We start from the raw sequence: 16,937 nt of genomic DNA on the forward strand, positions 1-16,937 counted from the left end.
GATAACATGCTTGAGTCTAGATTACCGCCCCTGAAATTCAACCTGTCGATTGATCTATTGATATTGGTATTATGTGGTCTTTTTATCTAAACATTGTTTAAATTAGAGTATGGTCGCAACAGCAAACGTCTTAAAACGTCGCGATAACTTTTACATCAGAAGTAATTGATCCCGACGAGACATAGCCAATTAAACTTGGGTTGGCTTTGATTAATTCTAACATCTCCGCATCATTGCTGACTTCTCTTGGCGGCGAACCTTTCCCTGTAAAAACCAATTTTGACCAATAGGCTTTTATTTGGCTAGAAGATTTTTTCAATACGGTTTTGTCAAAAGCTTTTCTTGGTGCAGTGCCTTCTGCTAAGTTAATCGGCAATACAATCCCTCCGTTGGGGAATGATTTCATTTTCCCTAGGAACATTCGCGCGATGTCAGTCGACTCTATTTTAGCTTGATTTGAGGGATGAACAATCACTGATATTTCTGCCATTGAGGGCAGAGATAAAAGTAGCGCTGCAACCAAAAATAGATGCTTCATTTTTTCTCCTAAAAAAACAAACCAAGATGAGCGAAACGAACACGATTGTCACCGACGGGCGGTAATTTATTGTCAACTTTAAAATAATCTAAGTTGAAGATCGCTAATTGCGCAATTTTTAATTAAACAAAAAACACAGTGTTTTTAATTTTCTGATAACTACCAATGCTTTAAGCTAATTTCCAGTAATGACAATAACACCATTTTATCTGGCCCGTTTGTGTGTTGTAATGAATTGTATAGACCTAATTCAGCATTATTATAACTATTGTTTGGTGACTGAATCGCATTCAAACTGACCAAATTAAACAACGACTGATGGTAAATGAGCAAAGCATTTATCCCCAAGGATGATTTATATGACTTATCTTAGATTTATATTGTTAAGTTTGTGTTTAGCAATTTGCTATTACGCATTGGCAATATCGACAATCGGGATCGCAACGGGCAATCAAGCATGGTGGCAACAGTGGCAAGATGACGGGGCGTTTTATCATATTGCCCAAAATGTTATTGGCGTCGCAGTCGCAGCATTTGTTCCAGCATTTTTGGTAAATAGTTACGAAAAAAGTAAAAAATGGCTGAGTATAAGTATCATTATTGCGTTTTCTATGGTGTTGCATGGTAACGTCAATTACCCGCCTTGGGAATTAGAAGGACTAATTCGATTTTTTAATGAGTCCGTTTTAAATGGGGACGCGGTATCACAGGGGATTTTTGCTGCAATTCTACTTATGCCATTGGTTTGGTTGACGATTTTAAAGCGCTTTGAGCAAACCGAGCACAATATATTTAGCTAATACGGTATTCCTATTTAGCGGTGTTGGCCTTGGCCAGTTCCCACAGTGCATCTAACTCTTCAAGGGTCATATTGGTCATGTTTTTGTTCGCAGCGGTCACTTGTCGTTCTACGTCGCGAAAACGACGGTCAAACTTATTGTTTGCTAAACGCACGACATCTTCTGGCTTAAATCCTAAATGCCTTGTAACGTTTGTAAGGGCAAAATAGAGATCACCCAATTCATCTGCAAGTTTGTCTTTATCTACCTTACCTTGTTTGATTTCATGCTGAACTTCGTCTATTTCTTCAAATACTTTATCAATAGCCCCATTAACATCTGGCCAGTCAAAACCGACGCTTGATGCGCGTTTTTGAATTTTATAGGCGCGGGATAACGCAGGAAGTGCGATTGGAATGTCATCTAATGCACTGACGTTTTTGGGGTCTGTTGCTGTGCGTTCTTCTGACTTGGTTTTTTCCCAGTTGGCATTAATTTCATCGTCGCTGGCAAAAGAAGTATTAGCAAATACATGGGGATGACGACTGATTAATTTGTCACTCATCGAGTCGGCAATTTGGCTGATCCCAAACATTTGTTGTTCAGTGCCAAGTTGGCCATAAAAGACAACTTGAAATAGCAGGTCGCCGAGCTCTTTTTTAACTTCGTTAAAGTCTTGCTTTTCAATGGCATCAGCGACTTCGTAGGCTTCTTCAATGGTATAAGGCACAATTGATTTAAAGGTTTGTTTAAGGTCCCACGGACAACCGTTTTCAGGGTCCCGTAACATCGCCATTATTTCAACAAGTTTGTCTATGCCGTCAAGATTATCGAGCGCATTTATTCGGTCTTGCCACTGCATATTTATACTCGTTTAACTTCTATTATTTCGTCTAGTTGGCCAATTTTAGAAACAACTCGGTTAAATGCACCAACATTATAAACCTCAAGTTTAATGTCCATCCAAACCAGTTGTTTGGCCACTTCAGATTGGGTGTTCATGCCTAAAACATTGACTTTTTCGTTGGCTAAAATACTGGTGACATCACGCAATAAACCACTGCGGTCATTCGCCAATATTTTTATCTGTGTTAAATACCCGCCAGAATATTGCTCAGCCCAAGTTGCGTCGATAAAGCGTTCTGGGTGGTCATCCATTACAACCTTAAACTGTTCACAGTCACTCCGATGGATAACTACGCCGCGACCTTGTGTGATATAACCAGATATTTCATCGCCTGGTATTGGATTGCAGCACCCGGCAAGTTGGTTCATCAAGTTACCAACGCCTTGTAGAATTACGCCATTTTGAAATGTTTTCGTTTTTCGCGGCTTTTGAATTAACCGAGGATCAACTTCCGGTGGCGATTCTTTTAGATTTTTCGATTGGATGTAATTTACAACTTGATTGAGCTTAACGTCGCCGCCGCCAATTGCAGCCAATAAGTCGTCTAATGTCACCATGTTGAAGCGTTCTTTCGCTAACTCGGCTTCATCCCAGTGGATGTTTAATCGAGACAATTCCTGTTCGAGTAGATGTTTACCTTCAATTACGTTTTTGTCTTTGTCTTGTTGTTTAAACCAAGTTTGTACTTTAGCCCGCGCGCGCGAAGAGTGAACATAGTCCAGATTTGGATTTAACCAATCCCGTTTCGGGTTTAGCTCTTTACCCGTAATGATTTCAATTTGATCACCAGTTTTCAGTTGGTAGGTAAACGGTACAATACGATTAAATACTTTAGCGCCTATACACCGGTGACCCACATTTGTATGTACGTAATAGGCGAAATCGAGTGGCGTTGAACCATTTGGCAAGTCTACAACGTCACCTTGTGGGGTGAAAACGTAAACTCGGTCTTCAACCACTTGGTTACGCAATTCCTCTGCAAAATCATTACTGTCGGCCATTTCTTCCTGCCACTGCAATAGTTTGCGTAACCAGGCTATTTTGTCTTCGTAGCTCGACCCTTTACCGGTTTTAGTCGGTACGGCGCCTTCTTTGTATTGCCAGTGCGCAGCAACACCTAGCTCGGCGTCTTCGTGCATTTGTTGAGTACGGATCTGAATTTCGATTGGTTTACCTTCAGGGCCCAATACAACGGTATGAATTGATTGGTAGCCATTAGGTTTTGGTGTGGCGACATAATCGTCGAACTCACTAGGAATGTGACGCCAATTGGTGTGAATAACACCTAACGCACTATAACAGTCTTGTAACCGTTCAGTCACAACTCTAACCGCGCGGATGTCATAAAGCTGGCTGAACTCGTAACCTTTTTTCAGCATCTTTTTCCAGATACTGTAAATGTGCTTTGGCCGGCCATAAACCATGGCGTCGATTTGGTTACTGGTCATTTTTGATGTTAAAGACTCAACAAAGTCTTCAAGATATTGCTGTCGTTCGGTACGTTTTTCTTCCAAACTTGACGCGATGTCTTTATACATTTGAGGTTGAAGGTAGCGAAATGCGTAGTCTTCAAGTTCCCATTTTAATTGGCCAATTCCCAATCTATTGGCGAGTGGCGCATAGATGTTTTGAGTTTCTTTGGCGGCTAAAACACGGGTTTCTTCGTCGCTATTTTTAATTTCTCTTAACAGAACAATTTGTTGGCTAAGTTTGAGGACTACGGCTCGAACATCTTCAATCATCGCTGTTAACATTCTACGGATGTTTTCAGCTTGTTCTGGCGAATGTTTCATTCTTGATGAGAGCAACCCCATGCTCGCCATTTTTTTCACGCCCATTAACAAATTGAGGACGCTAACTTTAAAGTTTTTCTTTATTTTTTCTTTAAGCTTATTGTCGGTCGACTGGTGTTCAAAAAATGGGTAAAGCAGGGCGGCAACAAGGCTGTCATCGTCCATGTTTAACTCGAGTAATATTTCAACTATGAGTAACCCTTGGCGAACAAAGTCACTGTCGATAGGTGATAATAGTTCGGATTGTTTTGGTTGCTCTGACAACCACTGGAACGCATTATCAAGCGCAGTAACAGTATGATCGGCAAGCCCTAACTCTTGCAACCACCCCTTAGCTTCTCGATTTGCTAATACTTCTTCTAGACTGTGAACTCGAGTTACTGAAACCAAACCTTATCCCTTTAAGCTTTTTTATGCTCAAGTAGAGCCATTGCCTCTACATGATGAGTATGTGGAAACATGTTAATTAATCCTATTTTCGTCAGATGATAATCTGCTGACTGCAAAATTTCCAGATCCCTTAACATAGTTGCTGGATTACATGAGACATATAAAATTTGATTTGGTTTCAAAAGAGGTATCTTTTTCACCACATCCATTGCACCGTCTCGAGCTGGGTCCAACAATAATTTATCAATCGGCTTTAACCATTTTGGCTTTTTACGGTCATTGATTTCCGACAAGTCAGCTTGGTAAGCGTGGATATTAGTGAGTTTGTTTAGTTCCGCATTGGTTTTTATCCGGCGAACCATGTCGCTCACACCTTCTACTGCAAACACTTCTTTGGCACGTTTTGCCAAAGGTAGCGTAAAGTTACCAACACCACTAAATAAATCCAATATTGTATCGTGTTGCTCGACTTGCAACCAAGCAATTGCCTGCGCAACCATTTGTTGGTTCACTTCATCGTTAATTTGGATAAAGTCTTTTGGTTGAAATTGCAGCTGCATATCGTCGATGGCATAACTAAGCAAAAAGTCGGCCGACTTATCTGCACAGACTAAATCAATAAATTCTGTTTTATCGGTTTGCAATATCACTCTAACGTTATTGGCCGCTGCATAGTCTGACAAACGAGTCATATCAGCGTCTGTCATTGCTTTTAGAGTGCGGATGACCAGCACATCCTGTGGCGCTAAACTAAACAGTTGCAAGTGTGTAACGTGTCTTCTTGCATTTAGTTTGTCCAATACTGGGCGAAACGCTTGCACTGTTTTGGTCAGGCTAGGTGCTAATATTAAACAATGATCGACATCAATTATGCGCTTTGCATGTTGCTCCCGAAACCCGATAGATATTGCGCCATTGGTTTCATGCCAAACAGCTAACCTTGCTGTTCTTCGGTAACCTTCGCTGCTGCCGGTAATTGCAGGTTGCCATGGTAAGGTGTCGAGTTTTAATTTTTTCTTGATCAATCCGTCTAACGCATGTTGCTTTTCTACCAACTGCGTTGCAGGAGCAATATATTGCAATTGGCAACCGCCACACTTTGCAAAGTGTTCGCACGGCGGTTCGACACGGTCGGCACTCGCTGTTATGACTTCGAGCGTGTCGGCGTGGATCAAGTTTTTAGTGTATTGAATAGGACGTACTTTAACTTCTTCGCCTTTCATCGCGCCGGTTATAAATGTGATCCGGCCATCATTTGCTTTTGTTATTGCTTTGAGTTCGTGGTCATATTTTTCAATATGCGCTGTGAAGTCGGGCAACTGTTTTGCATGCGATAAATGTTTTTTGTTTTTAGCTTTTGTTGTCGGTCTAAATATCTTTGCCATAAGTGTTTTTTCGTCTTGTCGCGGCTTTTTATTGTGTGGCCTGACTGATTGCGATAAGTTAGTCAGAACAATATTATTTGCCAAGTATATTCCAATTTAGATGAAAGAACTTCTGTCTTTACGACATTGGGCCGTAATGGTCATCGTTTTACCCTCGTTACTCGTCGGGCTTTGTTTAGGTGGATACCTTACCTACCAACGGTTTAACGAGTTAGATCAGAACTTAACAGAGCGCGGGATTTATTTATCTGAGCCGCTTTCTTTGTTGTGTGCTCACTCCATAAGATTAAATCAGCAAGAAAGCTTGGCAACGGCACTCGACATGGCTCATCGCCGTGCCAGTCCTATTGTGCGCTCGATTTCGGTGTTTTTACCAGACCACCAACTCTATATTTCATCTAACTACCATAACGACTTTGATAAAATAAAATTACAACCTGGTCGACTCATTCCAAATAATACCCAAGTTGAATATGGCGAAAATCATATTTATGTTCGTACTCCAATTTATGGTCAACCGGCGTCAGAAGAATCGTTTTTATTTGTGACAAAAAATGGCCGTACGTTATACGGGTACTTGGTTGTTGAGTTATCACGTGATAAGGCATTGTTAGAGCAACAGTCGTCATTGTTTTTCCTCATTAGTTTACTTGTTATTTCGGTCCTGTTTACGCTGTTATTCGCATTTCGTTTTATCGAACGTATTGTTGACCCAATCCGCACATTAATCGACGCATTAGCGGATATTATTGCCGGTAAAACAAAGACTAAAGTTAAAGAGCCAATGTTGGGGGAGATCGATACCCTGCGAATGTCGGTCAATAACATAGGTAAAGAAATTTATTACGCCAATGAACGGGCCGAACACAACATCAGTGAATACACCCAAGAATTACAACAAACTGTTGAACAGCTTGAAGTGCAAAATATTCAGTTGAGTATGGCAAGGCGCGATGCGCAAAATGCCAACGATGTTAAATCTCAGTTTTTAGCTAACATGAGTCATGAGTTACGGACGCCCTTAAATGGCGTATTAGGCTTTACTCGACAGTTAAAAAAGACATCTTTAAATGTAAACCAACGAGACTTTTTAGAAACAATCGAAACGTCAGCGGTGAATCTGCTTCGAATTATTAACGATATCCTCGATTTCTCAAAACTTGATGCAAGTAAAATGGAACTCGAAGATATACCGTTTGCCCTGCGGGATACCGTTAATGATGTGATGACCTTGTTAGCGCCAAATGTGTTTGATAAAGGGTTGAATATCTATCTTAATATCGATGAAAAAGTGCCTGACGAACTGCGCGGGGACCCAGATAGATTAAAACAAATAATCATTAATCTGCTTGGCAATGCCATCAAATTTACCTTATCTGGTTATGTGAGATTGGATATCCGATATTTGAGTGTTAACGAAACCGGCCATCAATTGCGGTTTACAGTGACAGACACTGGAGTTGGGATTGATAAAGTAGGCAAAGAAAAGTTATTTGCGGCATTTGGCCAAGCTGACAGTTCAGTGACACGTAAGTTTGGTGGAACGGGGCTAGGCTTGATTATTTGTAAAAAATTAATTGAAGCGATGGATGGTGACATTCATTTTAAAAGCGAAACCGATAAAGGCAGCCAGTTCTTTTTTGATGTCTATATTAAAGATAATCATTTAAATGTTGCAGAACCATTGCCAATTAAAGTCCTCACCGATAAACACTTGTTATATATGGACTCGGACGAACAATCATTGAATGACGGGTTGTCGTTACTGAAACACTTTACCGAATTAAAGATCACCCATTGTTCCACTGAGAAAGAGTTTGTTGGCTTAATAAGTGACAAGAAATTTGATCTGGTGTTAATTAGTCATCATGTTTCGCCAAGCACGGTAGGCGAAATGAAGCACCTGATCTCAATTGCGCGTCAATATTGTGAACACGTATTCACAGTTATCAACAGTATTTCACCTAATCTTAAAGAAGCCTTTATTGGCTCCGGTGCGACGGCATGTTTGAGTTTGCCAATCAACCATCGCAAACTAATCGGGTCAATGGCTGCGCCTTATTTGGAAACGACAGAGCCTGATGAAAACCAAGGCATGTCGTTTAGAGGCATGAAAGTATTAGCGGTGGACGATCACGACCCCAACCTTAAGTTACTAAAAGCCCTATTATCAGAAATGTCCGTGCAAGTTGATACGGAACGTGATGGTCAAGCAGCTTGGAATTTAGCGCAAAAGCATAAATACGATGCCATCTTCCTCGATATTCAAATGCCGATAATGGATGGTATTACGGCGTGTCAAAAAATCAGAGAAAGTTCTCTTAATGAGACGACCCCAATAATTTCAGTTACGGCACATGCCGCACCAGAAGAGCAGGCGAAGATTTTAGCGTCAGGCTTTGACGCATTTTTATCGAAACCCATAGATGAGGAAATGTTAAAACAGATCTTGTTTGAACATTGTCCATTTAATGAAAGTGGCGGAACTAAAAACGGCGACCAAATTCAAAGTGCTAATGACACGAGTCAGGGCTTGTTACCATTTGAAGTTGGCGAGGCACCTGAGTTTGCGAAATACCCTCAAGTTGACTGGAGTCTTGCCATGCAACGTTCAGCCGGTAAGTACGACTTAGCAATTGAGATGTTTACTATGTTAATGAGAACGGTACCTGAAACGCTCACTGACGTTAAAACGCATATTGAAACAAATGACGTAGAACAATTATTGCCAGTAATCCATAAATTCCACGGTGCTTGTTGTTACACCGGTGTGCCAAATATAAAATTGCTAGCGGAAACTATTGAGTCGGGATTAAAGCGAAGCGCCGATATAGCGACAGTTGAGCCTGAATTGTATGAACTAATAGATGAGTTAGAGAAACTGTTGGCCCAAGCGGAAGGTTGGTCAATAGCCGTTTAAATTAACCCGTTCGATTTTGAGTGCGATTAATTAAGGTGTTTTGCGATGACTTGCGAGACGGGCAAATGTTTCTTTTAGCGACCCCGTGGCATTTTTGGCTAAGTCGTCAAACATATTTGCCGCATTGTCCGGAATGTGGGTTACTTTGGCCGGAGCCGGTTCATTTATATTCGATTGTGAAGTGAGTGATTTTGCATATTTTACTGACATTGATTTTGGACTAACTTTAACGTTAATTGTCACTGTTGCGGGATTAAAACGCTGACGGATCATAGACAAAGTTTCAGATTGACGCATTTTAATATGGGTTGCTACGGCAGCAGAGGTCGTTTCAATTTGTAAAATACAGTCATTAAAGTTGCTTACAATGATGTTTTGCGCGATATTGTCCCCTAAAAGTTCACTGAGCAATTGATGAATTTGTCTAAATTCGCGTGTTTTTTGCTGATAGACCGACAAATTGTTATTCTTTGTGTTCGAAACAAAAAGATCATTGAGAGACTTTGGTGACTTTGCCATAATTTAAAACGCGCAATTAGTTTAGGTAGCGATTAATGAGTTTAACACTTATTTATAAAGGAAAGAATGTAAGTTTCCGCATGCGGATGCAAAAAGCACAATGGTTGCCTATTGCTTCTGTAGTGTTACTTGGCGCCGTTTGGTTAATTTCTTCTGCTGTCTCAGATAGTGGCGAAACCGACCATGTAAGGCAACAATTGCTTGCATCAAAAGATGAATACAGCGCTGAAAAAGAGCGCTTAATGAGAATTAAACAAACCACAGAACATCAACTTTCTGCGTTAACGTTAAAGTTAGGTGAGATAAAAGGCCAAGTAAACCGTTTAGACGCATTTGCGTCAAGGGTTGCTGAGCAGGCCTCAATCCCAAATGACGAATTTAATTTCGACTTAGTTACCGGCACCGGTGGTCCGTCAACAGAAGATGTTGGCGACGTATATCAAAGGACTGACGAGCTATTTTCCGAAATGGACGAGATGCTAGTAAAGCTTGATGGTCAAGAAAGAAAAATGGCAGTACTTGAATCCATTCTTCTAAATACCCATATAGAACAAGAGATATTTATTTCTGGACGTCCAATTCGTTCTGGTTGGTTGTCTTCTTACTACGGTGTGCGTAAAGACCCATTTACTAAAATGCCTGCAAAGCATAAAGGTTTGGATTTTGCCGGTGAAGAAGGCGCTGACGTGATAGCGACGGGAGCTGGTGTTGTTACATGGGCTGACAGTCGTTACGGTTATGGCAACTTGGTTGAGATAGACCATGGCGACGGTGTTATTACTCGTTATGGCCATAACAAAGAATTGTTAGTCAATGTTGGTGACTTAGTTGCCAAAGGACAGAATATCGGACGTATGGGCAGTACTGGTCGCTCAACCGGTCCCCATGTCCATTATGAGGTTTTAAAACGAGGGAAGCAGATAGACCCGCTCCCATACGTTTATCGAAAAGCCGAATAAACTGCACGATAATAAGAACAAAAACTATACAATCGGCAATTGCCGATTGTTTTTATTTTAAAGAACAGTCAGAAGTACAAGCTGAATAAATATGATTTCATCGATATTAACGAAAATTTTTGGTAGTCGTAACCAACGTACAATTAAGCAATTAAACAAATCTGTTGCCGCAATTAACGCCTTAGAACCTCAATTTGAAAGCCTTTCTGATGAAGAACTGCGTGCAAAAACAGCAGAGTTCAAAGCACGTCTTGAAGCCAACGAAACCTTAGACGATTTACTCCCAGAAGCCTTTGCAACGGTACGTGAAGCCAGTAAGCGTTTATACGGCATGCGTCACTTTGACATGCAGCTTGTGGGTGGCATGGTTCTTAATTCTGGCTCAATCGCCGAAATGAGAACGGGTGAAGGTAAAACGCTAACGGCAACGTTACCAGCATACCTTAATGCGCTTACCGACAACGGTGTGCACGTTATTACCGTAAATGACTACTTGGCTCAACGTGATGCTGAGACTAACCGTGAGTTATTTGAATTTTTAGGAATGACGGTTGGTTGTAATATTCCTGGTATGTCCCACGATGCAAAACAAAAAGCATATGTGGCGGACATTACATATGGAACTAATAACGAATTTGGCTTTGACTACTTGCGCGACAATATGGCATTTAATGCCAAAGAACGTGTTCAACGCTCATTACCATTTGCGATTGTCGATGAAGTTGACTCGATACTAATTGATGAAGCCCGTACACCGCTTATTATTTCTGGTCCTGCCGAAGACAATTCGGAAATTTATCTTCAAATTAATGGTGTTGTACCACTGTTAGAGCGTCAAGAAAAAGACGACGAAGAAGGGGTGGAAAGCACAGGCGATTACACTGCTGATGAAAAATCAAAACAAGTTTACCTAACTGAACGCGGCCAAATCAGAGTGGAAGAAATTCTGCGTGAACGTGGCGTGATTGGTAAAGAAGATTCGCTTTATAGTGCAACAAACATTCCGTTGTTACACAACGTATATGCTGCCCTTCGCGCTCATATCATGTATCAAAAAGACATTGATTATATTGTCCAAGATGACCAAATTGTCATCATTGATGAGCATACAGGTCGTACTATGGAAGGTCGCCGTTGGTCTGAAGGCTTACACCAAGCTGTTGAAGCGAAAGAAGGCGTGGCGATTCAAAACGAAAACCAAACGCTTGCATCAATTACCTTCCAGAACTATTTCCGTATGTACGACAAATTGTCGGGCATGACAGGTACGGCAGATACAGAAGCATTTGAATTCCAACAAATTTATGGTTTGGATACGGTTGTCGTTCCAACCAATAAACCTATGGTTCGTAAAGACAAAACTGATTTGGTTTATCTTACGCAACTTGAAAAATACAAAGCTATTGTTGAAGATATTAAAGATTGTGAAAAACGTGGTCAGCCAGCATTGGTGGGTACAGTTTCAATCGAATCGTCAGAGTTGTTGTCTAAATTCCTTAAAAAAGAAGGTATTAAACACAACGTACTGAATGCAAAACAACACGAAAAAGAAGCACAAATTGTTGAAGATGCAGGTTTACCGGGCGCAGTAACAATTGCAACTAATATGGCCGGTCGTGGTACCGATATCGTACTAGGTGGTAACTGGCAAGCTGAAGCGTCGCGTTTGAAAAATCCGACTGAACAGCAAGTCGCCCACATCAAAGCGGAATGGCAAAAACGTCACGATGCGGTATTGGCCTCTGGTGGTCTGCATATTATCGGTACTGAACGTCATGAGTCACGCCGTATCGATAATCAATTACGTGGTCGTTCTGGTCGCCAAGGTGATGCGGGTTCTTCTCGTTTTTATCTGTCGATGGAAGACACATTAATGCGTTTGTTTGCGTCTGAAAAAGTCACAAACATGATGCGTCGTTTAGGTATGGAAGAAGGCGAAGCAATCGAACATCCTTGGGTGAATAAAGCGATTGAAAATGCACAACGTAAAGTTGAGGCTCGTAACTTTGATATCCGTAAGCAATTACTTGAATACGACGATGTAGCAAATGATCAACGTAAAGTAATCTACTCACAACGAAATGAATTATTGGAAGGCGGCGATATTGGCGAAGTAATTGACGGTATCCGTCAGGAAGTTGTCGCTAATATTCTAGATACTTATATACCACAGCAGTCACTTGACGAAATGTGGGATTTGGAAGGTCTAGAAGAACGTTTAAAATCAGATCTAGCTGTCGACTTGCCTATTCGTAGCTGGTTGGACGAAGATCAAAAACTGCATGAAGAAACATTAAAACAACGTGTTTCTGAAACAATTGACGAAATGTATCACGCGAAAGAAGAAATGGTTGGTAAAGAGGTTTTACGTCATTTCGAAAAAGCGGTTATGTTGCAAACGCTTGACCAATATTGGAAAGAGCATTTAGCGGCGATGGACCATTTGCGTCAAGGTATTCATTTACGTGGTTACGCCCAGAAAAATCCAAAACAAGAATACAAACGTGAGTCGTTTGAATTGTTTGGCGATATGTTAGAAATGTTAAAAGCGGAAGTAACTAAAATGTTATGCCGTGTTCAAGTTAAGGCGGAAGAAGACGTTGAGGCTGTTGAAGAGCAGCGTCGTAAACAAGCTGAAAACACGCCAAAAGAATACCAACATGAAACATCGAGCCAGCTTTCTAATGAAGAAAGACAAGCGCCTCAAATTAGAGACCAAGCAAAAGTTGGCCGTAATGAACCTTGCCCTTGTGGGTCTGGTAAAAAGTACAAACAATGTCACGGTAAATTGTCTTAATAGACAGCCTTTGATATGAAAAGAAAGCGGGCTTGCCCGCTTTTTTTAGTTTAGAGCATAGCGGTTTAAACGTTGGCTAAAGGAAATTAAATGAATAAACAAATTCATGTCGCAGCCGCGATAATTTATCGCAACGGTCAGTTTTTACTGAGCAAACGCCAGTCTCATCAGCACCAAGGTGGTAAGTGGGAATTTCCCGGTGGTAAAGTTGAGTCGGGGGAAACTGTTCAGCAAGCCCTTATAAGAGAGCTTAAAGAAGAAATTAATATCGAAGTGACAACAACGTCACCGTTCCATTCTTTGAAGTTCGACTATCCTGAAAAAACCGTTAAATTGGATTTTTTGCTGGTGAGTGAATTTGACGGAGAAGAAGCCGGGTTAGAAGGGCAAGAGGTCAGTTGGTTTGATAAATCAGAATTACTTGCACTGACTTTTCCTGATGCAAATGTACCGGTATTAGCCAAAATTCGTGATGAACTAAAATAATCGTCATTTATTTGAATTTTTAACGCCGTTGCCTGCTGACTTTATTATTGCAAATTTGGTACACTCCGCCCTCGTTTATTTTGGATCAATTTAGGTTTTTTAATACATATGTTTGAAGTCAATCCAGTACAGAATCAACTTACCGACATCCGCACACGCACGGATGTATTACGGGGGTATCTTTGACTACGATGCTAAGAAAGAGCAATTAGAAGAAGTCGTTGGTCAATTAGAAGATTCCGCAGTTTGGAATGATCCAGAAAAAGCTCAAAATTTAGGTAAAGAACGTTCAAATTTGGAAGCCGTTGTAAATACTATCGACGAACTTGATCAAGGTTGTGATGACGTTGAAGGGTTAATCGAATTAGCGGTTGAAGCTGAAGACGAAGAAACGTTCGAAGAAGCACAAACAGAATTAAACGACCTTGAAGCAAAATTAGATGTCCTTGAATTCCGTCGTATGTTCGCCGGTCCTCAGGACGCAAACGATGCTTACATCGATTTGCAGTCAGGCTCTGGCGGGACAGAAGCGCAGGACTGGTGCAATATTTTGTTGCGTATGTATTTACGTTGGGGTGAAGCTAAGGGGTTTAAAACTGAACTTATCGAAGTAACTCCTGGTGATGTTGCTGGCATCAAAGGCGCGACAATTCGCGTGTCAGGTGAATATGCATTTGGTTGGTGTCGTACCGAAACCGGTGTGCATCGTTTGGTTCGTAAATCACCATTTGATTCTAACAGTCGTCGTCACACGTCATTTGCTTCGGCATTTGTCTATCCAGAAGTGGACGACAACATCGCAATTGATATTAATACCACTGACCTAAAAATTGATACTTACCGCGCCTCGGGGGCCGGTGGTCAGCACGTTAATACCACAGATTCTGCGGTACGTATCACTCACTTACCAACTAATACGGTTGTACAGTGTCAGAACGAACGTTCGCAACACAAAAATAAAGACCAAGCAATGAAGCAATTAAAAGCCAAATTGTTTGAGCTAGAAATGTTGAAACAGAATGAAGAAAAACAAGCCGCCGAAGATGCCAAATCAGACATTGGTTGGGGCAGTCAAATTCGTTCCTACGTGTTAGACGATTCTCGTATAAAAGATTTAAGAACGGGGATCGAAAGCCGAAATACTCAAGTGGTATTAGACGGTGATTTAGACAAATTTATTGAGGCAAGCTTAAAAGCGGGCCTTTAAGTATTCGTTGGCGATAATTATCGCAACACAGATTAATTAGATGAGAACAAACATGACTGAGCAAATTCAAGACGAAAACAAATTGATTGCCGAACGTCGCGCGAAATTAGAAACAATTCGCGAGAACTGTGATGCAAATGGTCACCCAAATACGTTCCGTCGTGAACATTACAGTGACGACTTACAACAAGAATTTGGCGAAAAGTCGAAAGAAGAATTAGTTGCGCTAAATCATAAGGTCAGTATTGCTGGACGTATTATGGCTAAACGCGGCCCGTTTTTGTTATTACAAGACATGAAAGGTCGCATACAGTCTTATGCATCAAAAGATGTTCAAAAAGATTTAAAAGCCAAATATGGCGTATTGGACATTGGCGACATCATTGGTGTGTCAGGGCCGTTAAATAAGTCGGGTAAAGGCGACTTATACGTTGATATGCAAAGTTATGAATTATTAACGAAGTCACTGCGTCCATTACCAGAAAAGTTCCATGGTTTGACTGACCAAGAAGCTAAGTATCGTCAACGTTATGTTGATTTGATCACAAACGAAGAGACACGTAAAACGTTTGTAGTGCGCTCTAAAGTCGTTGAAGGCATTCGTCGTTTCTTAGCTGACCGTGACTTTATGGAAGTTGAAACACCTATGTTGCAGGTTATTCCTGGTGGCGCTTCAGCACGTCCATTCATCACACATCACAATGCCATGTCTCGTGACATGTATTTACGTATTGCTCCGGAGTTATACCTAAAACGTTTGGTTGTTGGTGGTTTTGAACGTGTATTCGAAATTAACCGTAACTTCCGTAACGAAGGTTTGTCGACCCGTCATAATCCAGAATTTACTATGATTGAGTTTTACCAAGCGTATGCAGATTACAACGACTTGATGGACTTAACTGAAGAAATGCTTCGCAGTGTTTCTCAAAGCGTCTTAGGTACTGCGGTTGTTAAAAACACAGTGAAAAATGCCGAAGGTGAAGTGCTCGAAACTAAAGAATATGACTTTGGTAAACCCTTTACGCGTTTGACTATGGCAGATGCAGTTTTAAAATATTATGACGACGCAGCAAATAACCCTCAATGGGCGGCTGCGATTGCTGATCCGGTTAATAACTTAGAAACATTAAAAGTAATCGCTAAGGCATTGCACATCAAAGAACCTGAAGTTGAAGGTATCTGGGGTGCAGGTAAATACCTTTGTGAAATATTTGAAGCGACAGCGGAAGAGCAACTAGACCAACCTACGTTTATCACAGGTTACCCGTGGGAAGTGTCACCATTAGCACGCCGTAACGATAACGATTCGTTTATTACTGACCGCTTTGAGTTTTTTGTTGGCGGTAGAGAATTAGCTAATGGTTTCTCTGAGTTGAATGATGCAGCTGACCAAGCCGCGCGTTTCCAAAAACAAGTTGAAGAAAAAGACGCTGGTGACATTGAAGCAATGCACTTTGATGAAGACTATATCCAAGCCTTAGAGTACGGTTTACCGCCGACGGCTGGTGAAGGTATCGGTATTGACCGCTTAGTGATGTTGTTGACCGATTCGCCAACGATCAAAGATGTAATTTTGTTCCCACACATGAAGCCAATCGCAACAGGCGAAGATGCAGAATAAGTTTAATGTATAAGTGAGCAATGAGAAAAAACCGACATTAGTCGGTTTTTTTATGTCTGAAATTTGCCCTATATTTAATGTTAATACCAAGCCGCACAGGTTTAGAGTTTTAGCAGCGTTGCTATATCCGTCGCCCAGTCGTTTGTAGGGAATTCTAATATGCGGCCAACTTCCGCGCCATCTTGTAAAACGATTACGGTCGGGGTGCGTTTAATATCGTTTAATTTGGCTTTTCCTGCTGGGTCTGACTTGTCTGTATCTAAACCATAATAAACAACCGATAGATTTTGATTACCGAGTTGCTCAAATAACTTTATCAGTCTTGGCACTTCACGTTGGCTATCGTGACACCATTGTCCAAAAAAGACCCTGATCTCAGTAGGAGTTGTATACTGACTCAATGCGGATAGTTGTTCATCGGTGAAAGTGACGTCATTTTGATGTGGTGCAAATGTTTCAAAATTCAGCAGGATATCTTCGCTACTGATAACGCCTACGTGATAATCGTTGTGAGCTGTCGAGCTAAAACTCAACAACAGAAGACACAAACTCGCTAATTTTATACGCATATTCAGGTTCTGTTTTTCCAATTGATAAGATTGTTCAGTATGCGTTAATGCAATGAAATAATGAATG

At 41.0% G+C, this 16,937-nt stretch carries 13 protein-coding genes; 7 read left to right on the forward strand and 6 right to left on the reverse strand.

Annotation, left to right across the window (positions count from 1 at the left end):
- Positions 1-130: 130 nt before the first annotated feature.
- Positions 131-538, reverse strand: a complete 408-nt coding sequence (locus Q4575_RS07410; RefSeq protein ID WP_303522004.1) for a phosphate ABC transporter substrate-binding protein — start codon at positions 536-538, stop codon at positions 131-133.
- Between the two features lie 359 nt (positions 539-897).
- Between Q4575_RS07410 and Q4575_RS07415 the strand changes: the two genes are divergently transcribed.
- Positions 898-1,338, forward strand: coding sequence for a hypothetical protein (locus tag Q4575_RS07415; RefSeq protein ID WP_303522005.1), 441 nt, complete (start codon positions 898-900; stop codon positions 1,336-1,338).
- 10 nt (positions 1,339-1,348) lie between these two features.
- Here Q4575_RS07415 and mazG read toward each other — a convergent pair whose 3' ends face one another.
- Genes mazG through rlmD form a run of 3 tightly spaced genes read right to left on the reverse strand, consistent with a single transcriptional unit; the run spans position 1,349 to position 5,876 of the window.
- Entirely contained in the window at positions 1,349-2,179 is an 831-nt protein-coding gene (mazG, locus tag Q4575_RS07420; protein WP_303522006.1) for a nucleoside triphosphate pyrophosphohydrolase, read from the reverse strand.
- 2 nt (positions 2,180-2,181) lie between these two features.
- Positions 2,182-4,407, reverse strand: a complete 2,226-nt coding sequence (relA, locus tag Q4575_RS07425; RefSeq protein ID WP_215963467.1) for a GTP diphosphokinase — start codon at positions 4,405-4,407, stop codon at positions 2,182-2,184.
- A gap of 11 nt (positions 4,408-4,418) precedes the next feature.
- Positions 4,419-5,876: a 23S rRNA (uracil(1939)-C(5))-methyltransferase RlmD gene (rlmD, locus tag Q4575_RS07430; protein ID WP_303522009.1), complete on the reverse strand. Its 1,458-nt coding sequence runs from the start codon at positions 5,874-5,876 to the stop codon at positions 4,419-4,421.
- A gap of 16 nt (positions 5,877-5,892) precedes the next feature.
- On the opposite strand from rlmD, the gene barA reads away from it, so the two are divergent.
- Positions 5,893-8,712 carry a two-component sensor histidine kinase BarA gene (gene barA / locus Q4575_RS07435; protein WP_303522011.1) on the forward strand — a complete coding sequence of 940 codons (2,820 nt, stop codon included), beginning with the start codon at positions 5,893-5,895 and terminating at the stop codon, positions 8,710-8,712.
- Positions 8,713-8,742: 30 nt separating this feature from the next.
- Here barA and Q4575_RS07440 read toward each other — a convergent pair whose 3' ends face one another.
- Positions 8,743-9,231, reverse strand: coding sequence for a DUF721 domain-containing protein (locus Q4575_RS07440; RefSeq protein WP_215963470.1), 489 nt, complete (start codon positions 9,229-9,231; stop codon positions 8,743-8,745).
- Between the two features lie 35 nt (positions 9,232-9,266).
- On the opposite strand from Q4575_RS07440, the gene Q4575_RS07445 reads away from it, so the two are divergent.
- From Q4575_RS07445 to lysS, 5 genes are all read left to right on the forward strand, one after another.
- The gene (locus Q4575_RS07445; RefSeq protein ID WP_272180504.1) at positions 9,267-10,190 is read left to right on the forward strand and encodes a M23 family metallopeptidase; all 924 of its coding nucleotides are present in this window, start codon (positions 9,267-9,269) and stop codon (positions 10,188-10,190) included.
- Between the two features lie 91 nt (positions 10,191-10,281).
- Positions 10,282-12,987, forward strand: coding sequence for a preprotein translocase subunit SecA (secA, locus tag Q4575_RS07450; protein WP_215963472.1), 2,706 nt, complete (start codon positions 10,282-10,284; stop codon positions 12,985-12,987).
- Positions 12,988-13,077: 90 nt separating this feature from the next.
- On the forward strand, positions 13,078-13,473 hold the full coding sequence (gene mutT / locus Q4575_RS07455; protein WP_303522015.1) for an 8-oxo-dGTP diphosphatase MutT: 396 nt from the start codon (positions 13,078-13,080) through the stop codon (positions 13,471-13,473).
- A 108-nt stretch (positions 13,474-13,581) separates the two neighbouring features.
- A protein-coding gene (gene prfB / locus Q4575_RS07460; protein WP_215963474.1) for a peptide chain release factor 2 occupies positions 13,582-14,680 on the forward strand; the annotation gives its coding sequence in 2 pieces (ribosomal slippage) (positions 13,582-13,656 and positions 13,658-14,680; 1,098 coding nt in all).
- Positions 14,681-14,732: 52 nt separating this feature from the next.
- Complete coding sequence (lysS, locus tag Q4575_RS07465; protein WP_215963475.1) at positions 14,733-16,301, forward strand: lysine--tRNA ligase; 1,569 nt, start codon at positions 14,733-14,735, stop codon at positions 16,299-16,301.
- Positions 16,302-16,402: 101 nt separating this feature from the next.
- On the opposite strand, the gene Q4575_RS07470 is transcribed toward lysS, so the two are convergent.
- A complete protein-coding gene (locus tag Q4575_RS07470; protein ID WP_303522018.1) occupies positions 16,403-16,870 on the reverse strand; it encodes a thioredoxin family protein in 468 nt (155 codons plus the stop codon).
- Positions 16,871-16,937: the final 67 nt, after the last annotated feature.

Origin of the sequence: Psychrosphaera sp. 1_MG-2023 (assembly GCF_030548245.1) — a bacterium.
Lineage (GTDB): Bacteria > Pseudomonadota > Gammaproteobacteria > Enterobacterales > Alteromonadaceae > Psychrosphaera > Psychrosphaera algicola.